Source organism: Jeotgalibacillus terrae (assembly GCF_016908195.1).
GTDB classification, from domain to species: Bacteria; Bacillota; Bacilli; order Bacillales; family Jeotgalibacillaceae; genus Jeotgalibacillus; species Jeotgalibacillus terrae.
This window is the reverse complement of the sequence record NZ_JAFBDK010000002.1, coordinates 242048-254561: the sequence shown is the minus strand read 5'-3', so window position 1 is coordinate 254561 and position 12514 is coordinate 242048. Positions and strand designations below refer to the sequence as shown.

Annotated in this window: 11 protein-coding genes; all 11 read left to right on the top strand. The window is 45.0% G+C overall.

The features are described 5' to 3' along the window. Window positions 1-212: 212 nt before the first annotated feature. The 11 genes from prfA (at window position 213) to JOD21_RS03015 (ending at window position 12511) form a co-directional block, all read left to right on the top strand. A complete protein-coding gene (gene prfA / locus JOD21_RS03065) occupies window positions 213-1292 on the top strand; it encodes a peptide chain release factor 1 (RefSeq protein ID WP_204728189.1) in 1080 nt (359 codons plus the stop codon). Then, entirely contained in the window at window positions 1279-2139 is an 861-nt protein-coding gene (prmC, locus tag JOD21_RS03060; RefSeq protein WP_204728188.1) for a peptide chain release factor N(5)-glutamine methyltransferase, read from the top strand. The genes prfA and prmC overlap by 14 nt, the downstream gene beginning before the upstream one ends. Window positions 2140-2334: 195 nt before the next feature. Beyond that, window positions 2335-2892, top strand: coding sequence for a stage II sporulation protein R (locus tag JOD21_RS03055; protein ID WP_204728187.1), 558 nt, complete (start codon window positions 2335-2337; stop codon window positions 2890-2892). A gap of 183 nt (window positions 2893-3075) precedes the next feature. After that, complete coding sequence (locus tag JOD21_RS03050) at window positions 3076-4128, top strand: L-threonylcarbamoyladenylate synthase (protein WP_204728186.1); 1053 nt, start codon at window positions 3076-3078, stop codon at window positions 4126-4128. Between the two features lie 224 nt (window positions 4129-4352). Then, the gene (locus tag JOD21_RS03045; protein WP_204728185.1) at window positions 4353-4865 is read left to right on the top strand and encodes a manganese efflux pump MntP; all 513 of its coding nucleotides are present in this window, start codon (window positions 4353-4355) and stop codon (window positions 4863-4865) included. A 162-nt stretch (window positions 4866-5027) separates the two neighbouring features. Next, the gene (gene galE, locus JOD21_RS03040) at window positions 5028-6026 is read left to right on the top strand and encodes a UDP-glucose 4-epimerase GalE (RefSeq protein ID WP_204728184.1); all 999 of its coding nucleotides are present in this window, start codon (window positions 5028-5030) and stop codon (window positions 6024-6026) included. Continuing rightward, window positions 6023-7549, top strand: coding sequence for a UDP-glucose--hexose-1-phosphate uridylyltransferase (gene galT, locus JOD21_RS03035; protein ID WP_204728183.1), 1527 nt, complete (start codon window positions 6023-6025; stop codon window positions 7547-7549). The genes galE and galT overlap by 4 nt, the downstream gene beginning before the upstream one ends. Continuing rightward, complete coding sequence (locus tag JOD21_RS03030) at window positions 7530-8468, top strand: aldose epimerase family protein (RefSeq protein WP_204728182.1); 939 nt, start codon at window positions 7530-7532, stop codon at window positions 8466-8468. Before galT ends, JOD21_RS03030 begins: the two co-directional genes overlap by 20 nt. 600 nt (window positions 8469-9068) lie before the next feature. Next, on the top strand, window positions 9069-10367 hold the full coding sequence (locus JOD21_RS03025; RefSeq protein WP_204728181.1) for an ABC transporter substrate-binding protein: 1299 nt from the start codon (window positions 9069-9071) through the stop codon (window positions 10365-10367). A 468-nt stretch (window positions 10368-10835) separates the two neighbouring features. Next, window positions 10836-11690, top strand: a complete 855-nt coding sequence (locus JOD21_RS03020; RefSeq protein WP_204728180.1) for a carbohydrate ABC transporter permease — start codon at window positions 10836-10838, stop codon at window positions 11688-11690. Next, complete coding sequence (locus tag JOD21_RS03015) at window positions 11687-12511, top strand: carbohydrate ABC transporter permease (RefSeq protein WP_204728179.1); 825 nt, start codon at window positions 11687-11689, stop codon at window positions 12509-12511. Before JOD21_RS03020 ends, JOD21_RS03015 begins: the two co-directional genes overlap by 4 nt. Window positions 12512-12514: the final 3 nt, after the last annotated feature.

The following is a 12514-nucleotide window of genomic DNA, read 5'->3' as shown; positions in this document are numbered from 1 at the left end:
CTGAAAAAGCTTCGTTTCTTAAGGGCGGACTAAAAAAGATCCAAACCGGGTTGGGAGCAGCACTCTTGACAGTTTTGTTCATATCAGGAGGCTCAGCGACCGCCGTCCGGAAAGCCTCCGCCTGAAGTTGCCATCATCCGTTTATAAAGACGCTGATTTCAGTTGTGAGACCCTTCCGCATCGGATATACTTACTATAGAGGTGAAGATAACATGTTTGATCGATTACAAGCGGTAGAAGACCGCTATGACAAGCTGAATGAAATGCTCAGTGACCCTGAGATCGTTAACGATACAAATAAACTACGGGAGTACTCAAAGGAACAATCTGACCTGTCAGAAACTGTTGAGACATACCGACGTTATAAAGAAGTATTCGCACAGCACAAAGATGCAAAAGAAATGCTGAATGAAAAACTTGATGCGGATATGCGTGACATGGTGAAAGAAGAAGTCAATGAACTTTCCGCAGAGATTGAAGAACTCGAAGAAAAGCTTCATGTACTCCTTTTACCAAAAGATCCAAACGATGATAAAAACGTAATTATGGAAGTCCGTGGAGCTGCCGGTGGAGATGAAGCTGCACTATTTGCAGGTGACCTTTACCGCATGTACAGCCGCTTTGCTGAAGCACAGGGGTGGAAGATCGAAGTAATGGATGCCAGTACAACAGGCGTTGGCGGTTATAAGGAAATTACGTTCATGATCAATGGAACCGGCGCTTATTCCAAGATGAAATATGAAAACGGTGCTCACCGCGTACAGCGTGTTCCTGAGACTGAATCAGGCGGCCGTATTCATACGTCAACGGCAACAGTTGCATGTCTGCCTGAAGTAGAAGATGTCGAAGTGGATATTCATGAAAAAGATATCCGTGTAGATACGTTTGCTTCAAGCGGCCCGGGTGGTCAGTCTGTAAATACAACGATGTCAGCAGTTCGACTGACGCACGTTCCGACAGGCGTCGTTGTATCTATGCAGGATGAAAAATCTCAGATCAAAAATAAAGAAAAAGCGATGAAGATCCTGCGCGCGCGAATTTACGACAAGTTTGAACAGGAAGCGCGTGCTGAGTATGACGCTGTCCGTAAGTCAGCTGTCGGTACAGGAGACCGCTCTGAGCGTATCCGTACGTATAACTTTCCGCAAAACCGTGTAACGGATCACCGTATCGGCTTAACGATCCAGAAGCTCGATCAGATCCTTCAGGGTAAAATGGATGAAATCATTGACGCGCTTGTGTTAGAAGAACAATCAGCGAAGATGGAAGCGATGAATAATGGAGAAGCTTAAAATGTATGAGGCCCTTAATTGGGCTTCTTCTTATTTGGAGGATCATAACCGGGAAGCCCATGCAGCCGAATTATTGCTCAGACATATTACCGGATTGGACCGGCATACTTTTTACATGGAACTAAGAGAGCTTCTTACTGAATCACAGCTGGAAGATTTCAAGAAATCTGTCGAACGACATGTGCAAGGTGTACCGGTACAGCATATGATCGGTTATGAAGAGTTTTTCGGCAGGCGCTTTGCCGTTAATCAGGATGTGCTGATCCCAAGACCCGAAACAGAAGAGTTGATCTGGTACATGCTCGAAAGAACAGATCGGATTTTTTCCGATAAAAAAAATTTGCATGCAGCCGATATCGGAACGGGCAGCGGTATTCTTGCAATCACCATGAAACTCGAGCGTCCTGACTGGGCTGTCACTGCCACGGACCTATCCACAGCTGCCTTGAAAACAGCGAAGAGAAATGCTGAAACGTTAGGTGCAGGTATCGAATTTAAAGAAGGCGATCTTCTGCACCCGCTCAAAGGAAAAAGCTTCGACGTGTTTCTCTCGAATCCGCCGTATATTCCTTACAGCGATATCGAAACCATGTCAGAAATCGTCACAGAGCACGAGCCGCACTCAGCACTGTTCGCAGATGAAGAAGGACTGATCCTCTACAGAAAAATGAGTGAACAGCTGCCTGATCACATGAACAGACCCGGACTGATCGGCTTCGAAGTCGGCGCAGGACAGGGTCAAACCGTCGCAGCTCTACTGAAAAAATCTTTTCCCAATGATTTTGTAGAAGTCATCAACGATATCAACGGGAAAGACAGAATGGTATTTTGTGAGTTGTTAAAGTAAAAAGAATATATGGTTTATTAATAGATCCGCAGCTAGCATTGTGAAGTTATAATAACCCATCATTGTATATTCACAGCTGGTGATTGCAGCGGAAATCACCAGCCACCTTTCACAGAGATAAAAGTAATCCAACTGATGTTTAAAAATCCACATTTCCGTCCACAATGCCCTAGTAACAGCAGGGAGGAATGGACGATGATTCAAAAAACAATGATTCTTGTAATCTTACTCGCACTATTCACACCATCAGCATTCGCAGCAGACAGTGACATTAGAATGCGTGTAATCGCCAACAGCGACACAGAGACAGACCAGTCACAAAAGGAAGCGCTTTTTAAAGAAATTCAGCCTGCACTCATTCAGCTTCTTGGTCATGAACCTTTAACCAGAAGAGAATTGGCAGACAGACTGAAAGAAAACCTGTTTGAGATTCAGCAGCTGGTAGATAAAAAAGCACAGCTGCTCATGCCTGAACAAACTGTCACGACTACTTTTGAACCTCACACTTTTCCGGACGGTCAGACGTACCTGACGCTTGTTGTAACGATTGGAAAAGGTGAAGGTCAGAATTGGTGGTGTACATTTTTTCCGGAGCTGTGCGGGACAGTAACATTACAGGAAGAAGAAAACGATGAATGTGAGAACGACTTATCCCCAGAAAAGACTGTGTCGAAAAAAGAAGTGAAAGTTGAATCGTTTATTGTGAACTGGATTTCTGACAAATGGAATCGCTTTAATGAAAAGCGGGGATAACTCATACTTATTCACAAAGTTGTGCACAATTCCGGTGAAGTTATGCACAAACTGTGGACAAAAAATGAGTTTGTGCACAGGATCATCAAAATAGTATACTATTATTTAGGACTGATTGTTGATAAAACAGGATGTCGAAATAAATCAAATTGAATCAGAAAAGTAATTTGAGAGGTGATTCACATGGAAACTATCCACTGGTCTGTGGATATTAATGTGGAAAAACGAAAAGGTTATCCACAGATTTCTGAAGCAGCTGATTGCTTACGGAATGGACATGTTGTCGCCTTCCCGACTGAAACCGTTTACGGACTTGGAGCTGATGCAACGAGTGATCAGGCTGTACAGGGTATTTTTGATGCAAAAGGACGTCCTTCAGATAATCCGCTTATTGTCCATATATCAGATACGGATGATCTCAGTGGTCTTGTAGCTGAAGTAAGCGGTACTGCAAGTAAACTGATGGAAACATTCTGGCCGGGACCTTTAACGATTATATTTAACAAAAAAAGTGGTGTATTCTCTGATCTTGTAACAGCCGGACTTGAAACGATCGGGATCAGGATGCCTGATCATCCGGTAGCCCTTGAGCTGATCAGGCGCTCAGGGAGACCGCTTGCTGCCCCGAGTGCGAATACGAGCGGGAAACCGAGTCCGACAGCTGCCGCTCACGTAGCGGGTGATCTGAGCGGAAGAATTGCGGGTATTGTTGATGGCGGCGAGACAGGAGTCGGACTTGAATCAACTGTCATTGATTGCACCGTGACACCACCCATGATCCTGCGCCCGGGCGGTGTGTCAGCTGAAGACATTGCAGCCTGTATTGGGGGAGTCACAACAGACCCTTCGCTTAAAAAAGAACAAAGCGCCCCGAGATCTCCAGGTATGAAATATACACACTATGCCCCGACAGCACCGCTATATCTGCTTGAGGGTGAAACTAAGTGGATCCAGGAAACGATTCAACGAATGCAGCAGGAAGGTAAAAAGGTCGGTCTGCTTGCGACAAGCGAACTCGCAGCTGAAGTAAATGCGGATGTCATTAGCATATGCGGCTCAAGAAACGATCCGGCAGCCACAGCCCGCACCCTGTATCACGCCATTCGTTCTTTCAATGAAACGGACGTCGATATGATTTTAGCAGAATCCTTTGATGAAAAGGGCATCGGCACAGCGATCATGAACCGTCTTGAAAAAGCAGCCGGCCATAAATGGATCAGACAGCGCTCTTCCTAAGGGGAGGGCGTTTTTGTGTTTCCTTCACGGATTGCGATACGACCACTGCGAGTCCTGATAAGACCCTCAATCGCCACGCCACGACCACTGCAAACCCTCATACGACCATTATCCCGGGTGTATCCGACCATCACGCCGCACAATACGACCATCACCGCACAAAACACTGCATAACCGTCCCCAGACCCTCATACAATATCTCATTGAACAAAAGGAGGAGCAGTATGTGGACAATCTTTCTTGCACTGGCACTTGGTATGGATGCACTATCAGCAAGCATTGCAGCGGGCTCACAGCCAGTCAGACCAATTGTGAAATGGCTCGTCAGCTTTGGCGTCGGCGGATTACATATGGTATTACCTGCAGCCGGGATGCTGATTGGTTCATCACTGCTTGATGCAATGAACTGGTTTGGCATGCTGCTGCTCATCTTTATTGGACTTCAGATGATCTTTGCCGGGTTCAAACCAAAACGTGAACAGCCACTGCTTCTGACGCCGCTGAAATGGATTGCGTTTTCGCTTGCAGTGAGCCTCGACAGTCTGTCAATCGGCATCACACTCGGCATTACGGATCTATCTGATTCAACAGCAATGATTTTGTTTGGTGCTGCAGCGTTCCTGATGACAAGGCTTGGGTTTTTCATCGGAAGCTTTGTCACGCTGACTGCAGGAAGGTTCAGTGAAGTGATTGGTGGAAGTATATTGATTGGTTTGGCGCTGAGAATGATTGAATAAGGTCCTTTCCTGAAGAGGAGGGACTTTTTATTTTATATTAAAAATAAGGTAAAATAAGTGCATCATCAAATTAATAATAAAGCGTTCTCATAACAGGGTGGATTTTTACCGGAATAGGTAGTAAACTTTTAGTAAAATAATAGTGAAAAGGGGTGTCGGTTGATGGCGATTTTAGTAACTGGCGGTGCAGGTTATATCGGGAGTCACGCTGTACTTGGTTTGAAGCGGTTAAATAAAGAGGTCGTAGTGGCTGATAATTTGGAGACTGGTCACAAGGAATCCCTACTTAAGGATGTACCTTTTTATAATGGGAATCTGAAAGATGCAGCATTTCTTGACCGGATCTTCATTGAGCATGAAATTAAAGCGGTGATTCATTTCGCTGCCAATTCACTTGTCGGGGAAAGTATGGAAAATCCGTTAAAATACTTTGATAACAATGTCGGTGGAACGCTCAGTCTCATTGAAGCGATGAATCGTCATGGCGTAAAAAAGATTGTATTTTCCTCTACAGCAGCAGCCTACGGGGAGCCTGAAACTGTCCCGATCAGGGAGACTGACCAGACATTGCCGACCAATCCTTATGGGGAATCAAAGCTGATGGTTGAGAAGGTGTTGAAGTGGGCGGATCAGGCTTACGGCATCAAATATGCTGTGCTCAGATACTTCAATGTCGCAGGTGCTGACAGGGAAGGGATTGTCGGGGAGGACCACAGACCGGAAACTCATCTGATCCCGATCATTCTCCAGGTTGCACTTGGTAAACGTGATGAGATTAAAATTTTCGGAGATGACTATCCGACTGAAGACGGGACATGCATCCGTGATTATATCCATGTAACGGATCTGGTGGAAGCTCATCTGCTCGCACTTGAACATCTTGATACGCATGACAGTAATACATTTAATCTTGGCAACGGCAGCGGCTTCAGTGTAAAGGAAGTGATTGATGCTGCGCGTGAAGTAACAGGTCATGCAATTCCTGCTTCAGTCGAGAAGCGCAGAGCAGGAGATCCTGCCGTACTCATTGCTTCATCTGACAAAGCGAAAGAAGTACTGGGGTGGGCGCCGGTTTATACTGATATGAAAAAAATCATACAGACCGCGTGGGACTGGTTTGAAAAGCATCCAGACGGTTATCGTGAGGGAGGAGAATCATGACCATTGATCTTCACATTGAACGCCTGTTGCAATACGGATTACAACAGCATCTGATCAGTCCTGAAGACCAGGATTATGCGCGTAACCGGATGCTTGCAGTGCTGAAAAAAGACAGCACCGATCAGCCGGAGCCGCCGGTTGAACGGGTGGAATCACCGGTCAGTATATTGAATGACATCCTGAACTGGGCTAAAGAGCATCTGGGTGTAAATACAGTGACTGATCGGGATCAGCTTGATGCAGCGATCATGGACTGTCTGATGCCCCGGCCTTCTGAAGTGAATGCAACTTTCAGACGCTTGTATGCAGAATCACCAGAACGTGCCACAGCATTCTTTTATACTTTATCTAAAAATAGCAATTATATAAGGATGGACCGAATTGCGAAAAATGAGCATTGGGTCAGTCATACGGATTATGGTGATCTGGAAATGACGATCAATCTCTCAAAACCTGAGAAAGACCCGAAAACGATTGCTGCTGAAAAGGAAGCAAAGGCAGTCAATTATCCACTTTGTCTGCTATGCAAAGAAAACGTTGGCTATGCCGGCAGAGTGAATCATCCCGCCAGGCAAAATCACAGGGTTATACCGGTTGAACTAACCGGAGAAAAATGGGGATTTCAGTATTCACCTTATGTTTACTACAATGAACATGCAATTATTTTTTCAAATGAACACAGTCCGATGAAAGTATCTAAAGAGGGCTTCAAACGCCTGCTGAACTTTGTCAGACAGTATCCTCATTACTTTGTCGGATCGAATGCGGACCTGCCGATCGTTGGCGGGTCTATCCTGAGTCATGATCATTTTCAGGGAGGCCGTCATACATTTGCGATGGCTGAGGCACAATCGCTGTATTCATTTGAGTTTTTAAAAGGTGTTCAGGCGGAAGTTGTTAAGTGGCCAATGTCTGTCATCAGATTACGTTCTGAAGATGAGCAATTGCTCGCTGATGCGGCTGATTTTGTGTTACAGAGCTGGATCAGTTATGAGGATAAACAGGCAGACATTCTGCCCGAGACAAATGGAGAGCGTCATAATACAGTTACACCGATTGCGCGTATGAGGCGCGGTCAGTTTGAAATGGATCTGGTTCTCAGAAACAACCGGACGACTGAAGAGCATCCGCTGGGCCTCTTCCATCCACATGAAGAAGTTCACGCGATTAAAAAAGAAAACATTGGTCTGATTGAGGTGATGGGGCTTGCGGTATTGCCTGGCAGATTGAAAGAAGAGCTTCAACTCATTAGAGACTATCTGATCTCACAGGATACAGAAGGTTTGAAGGCTGATGAGCGTACAGCTAAGCATGCAGAATGGGTGATGTCCTTTGCAGAAAAGGAACCGATTACATCTGAAAATGCAGATCGGCTGCTGAAGCAGGAAGTAGGCAGGATCTTTTCAATCGTGTTAAGCCATGCAGGTGTTTTCAAGCAGACTGAACAGGGTATAAAAGCATTTAGAAAATTCACGTCACAGCTCACTGAAAGGGTGCAGACAGATGAGAGAAGGAGAGTTTAAGGGATTAAAGGCACTGATCCTTGAAAATGAGGCATTAAAAGCTGTGATTCTACCTGATTTTGGCGGAAAGGTAGCAAGCTTTTATGATAAGAAAGCTGATTATGAATGGTTCTTTCAATCAAGTCTGGATCAGCTGCCGATGCCACACTATGGCTCTGCTTTTGGAGAGTATACGCCAAGCGGATATGACGACATGTTCCCCGGAATTGATGAGGGACCGCATCCGATGAATAACCGCAAAGTACCGGATCATGGTGAGGTCTGGTCGATGGTGTGGGATATTGAAGAAAAGCTTGATAATGGTGTAACCCTGCGGGTTGCAAGCCCGGTATTTCCTTATGTATTAAGAAAAACAATTACATTACTTGATGACGGTCTGGAGTTCAGATACAGAGCCATTAATACAGGTGAAGAACCGTTCGCTTATATTTGGGCACCGCATGCCCTGCTGAATATGAACGAGCATACCAGAATTGAACTGCCTCCGGAATGTAATGAAATCATTTCTGTAGAGCAAGATACTGATCATCTGGGACCATGGGGAACGCATCATTCATACCCAATCACGACATCTGAGAAAACAAAAGAACAGCTTGATCTCTCAAGAATGGAGCCGCCGGAAGCTGAAACAGTAGAAAAGTTTTACTTTGCAAAAAAGCTGGAAAGCGGCTGGTGCAGAACAGTACAGGAAGATCTGAACAGAGAACTGTACTATTCTTTTGATCCGGACAAAATCCCGTATCTTGCAATCTGGAAAACCCAGGGCGGTTATCAGGGAGATTACAACTTTGCACTCGAACCATGTACAGGCATGTATGATGACGTCTACGTCTCCAACAAAATCGACCGTGTCGCAAAAATCCCCTCAGAATCAGAGCATATCTGGGTGTTTACCATGACTGTGAAGGATTACGAATAACGGATTATATGCAGTTTTAAATGACTCCTATCTATGCGATAAGGAAGTACGATGGATTTAACTTTTTATTAAAACAAAATCCCAGTGTAGCGGAGTGTAAGGCGGTGACTCCGGAGCGATAAGTGGGACAGCTGAGACCCCGCAGGCGAAGCCGAGGAGGCTTAGCAACCACCGCTCGGAAAGCATCCGCCTGAAACGAAGCGGAACGATTAAGGAAGCTAGGACATTTTCGTCCCGGCTTCTTTTTTGTTAAAGTTACATAATTTCTTAGCACAGCAGGTGATTGCAGCGGAAGGGGGCGACTCCAGCAGGAGAAGTCGGACAGGTGAGACCCCGCAAGCGCACCGCGCTGAGGAGGCTCACCGCCGGCCCTGCGGAAAGCGTCCCCCTGAAGCGGAAATCAACAGCCAATTTTAACAAAGTTAATAAATTAGTAAAACGAAACAATAAAAATCAGATAATTTACTAAAATAATATTGACTTTGTTTAAAAAGTTTACTAAAATCAAATCAAATGTAAGCGGTTTCTTTACTGGACATCTTTTCAGGGTGAAACAGATCGCTCACATCAATTATTCATTTTAAACAAGGGGGAAAGAAAATGAAGAAGTGGTGGACGGCAACAGGATTGGCAGCTGCAGGTGCAATGATGCTCGCAGGATGCTCAGGCTCAGATGGTGGCAGCAGTTCAGGTGGGGATGGAGATGAAACAACATTAACTGCGTGGGCATGGAACGTGAACGTTGGAGCCCTGGAAGATGCAATGGCTTTATATCAGGAAGAGAACCCGAACGTGAAAATTGAAGTAGAAGATATTGGACGTCTTGATGTGTACGACAAACTTTCAACAGGACTTGCTGCAGGAGGCGTTGGCCTTCCGGATATCGTACTAGTTGAAGATGACCGGATTGGCGGTTATGCGCAGGCATTCCCGGATGGATTTGTGAATCTGTCAGATATGGGCTTTGAAGATAACGCTGACCTGTTCCCGACTTTCAAACAGGAACTGGCAACTGTGAATGACTCGTTTTATGCGATGCCATTTGATGCAGGCCCTGGTGGAATGTTCTACCGCAGAAGCATTTTTGAAGAAGCCGGTGTGAACCCTGATGATATTGAAACGTGGGATGATTTCTTAGAAGCAGGTAAGCAGATCAAAGAAGCGACAGGTGTTGCTGCAATGCCGCTTGATAAGTTCAATGATGATCCGACTTTCCGTATGATGTTGAATCAGCTCGGAACGTACTATTTTGATGAAAATGGAAACATTGATCTGACAAGTCCTGAAGCTGTGATGGCGATGGAAAAACAGATGGAGTTTGAAGAAGCAGGTCTGATTAAAGAAGTAGACGGCTGGAACGGTACAGTGTCTGCTACGATCGATGGCTCAGTTGCGACGATTCCATTTGGTGCATGGTACTACGGAACAATTATTGACCAGGCACAGGATACATCAGGTGACTGGGGCGTATTCTTGCTTCCAGCATTTGAAGAAGGCGGCAACCGTGCATCTAACCTAGGTGGATCAAGCTGGATGATTCCTGCAGGCGGAGACAATGAAGAAGCGGCTTATGACTTCCTTGAGTTCTTCTCAACAAGTCCTGAAGCACAAGTCATTGCGATGGAAGATTATGGATTATTCCCTTCACTGAACTCGACTTATGAAGAAGAGATCTTCACAAGCGAAGATGAATTCTTTGGCGGCCAGAAGATCTGGGAACTGTTTGCAGATGAAATGGCTGATGTAGAAACACCTTACTATACAGAAGATTATGCAATCGGACTTGATGAAGCGATCAAAGCACAGGCAGACTCGTTCAACGGCACACCACCTGAAGAAGCCCTTCAGGCAGCAGCAGAAAGACTGGCCGAAAGAACCGAACGTGAAATCAATAACTGATAACGTCTGACAAGAAAAGAGATTTAGCAGCACCCATTGCTAAATCTCTTCTTTTATTAACGATAGATATAACAGCGTCAGTTATTTTAACAAATAGCTATGTTAAAGCCCAATGTTGTTTTAGCACAGCTGGTGATTGCAGCGGAAGGGGGACGACTCCAGCAGGAGAAGCGTGACAGGTGAGACCCCGCAAGCGCCCCGCGCTGAGGAGGTCCGATTGAACCGGAGCCAAAAGACGGCTCATGCGGAAAGCGTTCCCCCTGCAGCGGAAATCAACAGCCAACCTTAACAGTGCTTAACAATTAAGTGATTGATTGCAGTGGAGGACGGAGACTCCCGCCGGGGGGCAAGTCCTCCACAGAAATCAATCATGGTTATGCAGAGCTTTCAAATGAAGGGTAGCTGCAAGTGTTAGTTAAAAAAGCCGCTTGCGGCAAATCCTAATGAAAGAACGAAAGAAGGTAGAGTATGAAACAAAAAACATTAGTACCTTATATGTTTGTCGGACCGGCAGTCATCTTATTCTCCATTTTTATGGCATACCCGATTATTTACTCGCTGATCCTGAGCTTTCAGTCAGGACAGGGAAGCAACCTGGAGTTTACAGGCTTTGATAACTTTCAGCGTCTGCTGAGCGATGATATTTTCATTACAGCACTTAAAAACACATTCATTCTATTAATCGTACAGGTGCCGATCATGATTTTCCTGGCACTCATTATTGCAAACCTATTAAACTCAGCACTCTTGAAATTTAAAGGCGTATTCAGGGTATCATTTTTCCTCCCTGCTGTTACATCTCTTGTAGCCTACTCAATTATCTTTTCAATCATGCTGATGAACGATGGAGTAGTCAATCAGGTGATTGCTGCTATTGGACTTGACAGAATTCCATGGCTTTCAGATCCGTTCTGGGCGAAAGCATCTCTTGTCATCGCAATGACATGGAGATGGGTGGGTTACAATATGGTTATTTTCCTTGCCGGGCTTCAGAATATTCCGGAAGAATTATATGAAGCGGCAAGTATGGATGGCGCAAGTAAAATCAGACAATTTTTCTCTATTACAATCCCGAATTTGAAGCCGGTTATTCTTTTTACAACCATTCTTTCTACAATTGGTACGCTGCAGCTCTTCGATGAACCGTTTGTACTGACAAATGGCGGACCGAGTGATGCAACACTGACAATCGGGATGTATCTTTACCAGACTGGATTCCGGTTCTTTGATTTCGGCTACGCCTCAACCATTGCATACGTAATTGTAATTTTGATTGCGGTTATGACATTTATTCAATTTAAAGTGACGGGTGATCAGGAATGAAGAAAAACAAGACGACGAAAAGAATCCTCTTATATATTGCTTTAATCATTGGTGCGCTCGTTTCTTTGTTCCCGTTTTACTGGGCTGCAATTGGTGCGACGAATACGAGTGGAAGCATGTTTTCCCAGCCGCCTACGCTACTGCCGGGCAGTATGCTGATGGAAAATATCCGCAATCTGAATGAATCCATAGGTATCGGACGTGTCATGTTTAACTCATTATTTATTGCGGTAACATATACCGTTTTAGCGCTGTTTATCTGTACAATGGCAGCTTATGCATTTGCCAAGTTCAATTTTAAAGGAAGAAATGTGATTTTTACGATTTTCCTTCTTTCGATGATGGTGCCTTACCATGCAACGATTATCCCGCTTTTTAAAATGATGGCGGCGCTGAACTGGCTTAATACTTACCAGGCAGTAATTCTGCCTAATCTGGCTTATCCGTTTGCAATCTTTCTGATGAGACAGAACCTGCTGGCGTTTCCTACTTCATTAATTGAAGCTGCGCGGATCGACGGGGCAGGTGAGTGGAAGATCTTCTTCCGTATCGTGCTTCCTTCTATGAAGCCGGCACTTGCTGCAACAGCGATCTTCCTGTTTCTTTACCAGTGGAACAGCTTTCTGTGGCCGCTTATTGCATTATCAACAACAGATATGTACACATTCCCGGTTGCACTTTCAACATTATTCGGACTGTCACGTATCGACTACGGTCAGGTAATGGCGGGTGTAACGATCGCAACAATTCCAATTATTATTTTCTTCCTGCTCCTTCAGCGCCAGTTTATTTCAGGAATGCTTGGAAGTGCAGTGAAATAAGGA

What these genes read in the sequence shown, in the direction of transcription:
- JOD21_RS03055 (WP_204728187.1), top strand. Translation starts at nt 2,335, where the DNA reads ATGATTCAAAAAACAATGATTCTTGTAATCTTACTCGCACTATTCACA.
- JOD21_RS03020 (WP_204728180.1), top strand. Translation starts at nt 10,836, where the DNA reads ATGAAACAAAAAACATTAGTACCTTATATGTTTGTCGGACCGGCAGTC.
- JOD21_RS03030 (WP_204728182.1), top strand. Translation starts at nt 7,530, where the DNA reads ATGAGAGAAGGAGAGTTTAAGGGATTAAAGGCACTGATCCTTGAAAAT.
- galT (WP_204728183.1), top strand. Translation starts at nt 6,023, where the DNA reads ATGACCATTGATCTTCACATTGAACGCCTGTTGCAATACGGATTACAA.
- prfA (WP_204728189.1), top strand. Translation starts at nt 213, where the DNA reads ATGTTTGATCGATTACAAGCGGTAGAAGACCGCTATGACAAGCTGAAT.
- JOD21_RS03050 (WP_204728186.1), top strand. Translation starts at nt 3,076, where the DNA reads ATGGAAACTATCCACTGGTCTGTGGATATTAATGTGGAAAAACGAAAA.
- JOD21_RS03015 (WP_204728179.1), top strand. Translation starts at nt 11,687, where the DNA reads ATGAAGAAAAACAAGACGACGAAAAGAATCCTCTTATATATTGCTTTA.
- JOD21_RS03025 (WP_204728181.1), top strand. Translation starts at nt 9,069, where the DNA reads ATGAAGAAGTGGTGGACGGCAACAGGATTGGCAGCTGCAGGTGCAATG.
- prmC (WP_204728188.1), top strand. Translation starts at nt 1,279, where the DNA reads ATGGAGAAGCTTAAAATGTATGAGGCCCTTAATTGGGCTTCTTCTTAT.
- galE (WP_204728184.1), top strand. Translation starts at nt 5,028, where the DNA reads ATGGCGATTTTAGTAACTGGCGGTGCAGGTTATATCGGGAGTCACGCT.
- JOD21_RS03045 (WP_204728185.1), top strand. Translation starts at nt 4,353, where the DNA reads ATGTGGACAATCTTTCTTGCACTGGCACTTGGTATGGATGCACTATCA.